Below are 386 nucleotides of genomic sequence, written 5' to 3'. Positions count from 1 at the left end.
TCTATGTAAGCGGAAGCATAACAGAGGCAGGAAGGACAGCGAATACCGTGTCTTCGTACCGTGTGGTGGCGGCCGGAACTGATGCAGCAGACGAGAAGGCAAAGGATTATAAGAGCAACTATGAGATTCGTTATACGGAAGAAGACCTGATCGTGAACCTTGCTGCAGGAAACCGTGTGACGGCAGAAGGCCAGACTGTAGAGTATGATGGAAAGGCGTATGGGCTGATAAGTGCGTCTGCGGAGAAGGAAGGATCTACGCTGCTGTATTCAACCAACGGAACAGAATACAGTGAGACGGCCCCGACCTTTACGGAAGCAGGAACACATACCGTATACGTAAAGGCGACGAATCCGAATTACAAGGAAACCGAAGCCGTAAGTGCG

General features: G+C 50.8%; 1 protein-coding gene. It reads left to right on the top strand.

Translation table 11 applies throughout. From position 1 onward, the window contains the following. Positions 1-386 (top strand): hypothetical protein (locus NE473_RS30545; protein WP_256265590.1); only part of this gene is annotated, 386 nt, incomplete at both ends.

The sequence above is a fragment of the Hungatella sp. SL.1.14 genome (genome assembly GCF_024460495.1).
GTDB lineage: Bacteria > Bacillota > Clostridia > Lachnospirales > Lachnospiraceae > Hungatella > Hungatella hathewayi.
The sequence above is the reverse complement of the archived record's forward strand: the minus strand, read 5'-3'. Positions and strand labels throughout refer to the sequence as shown.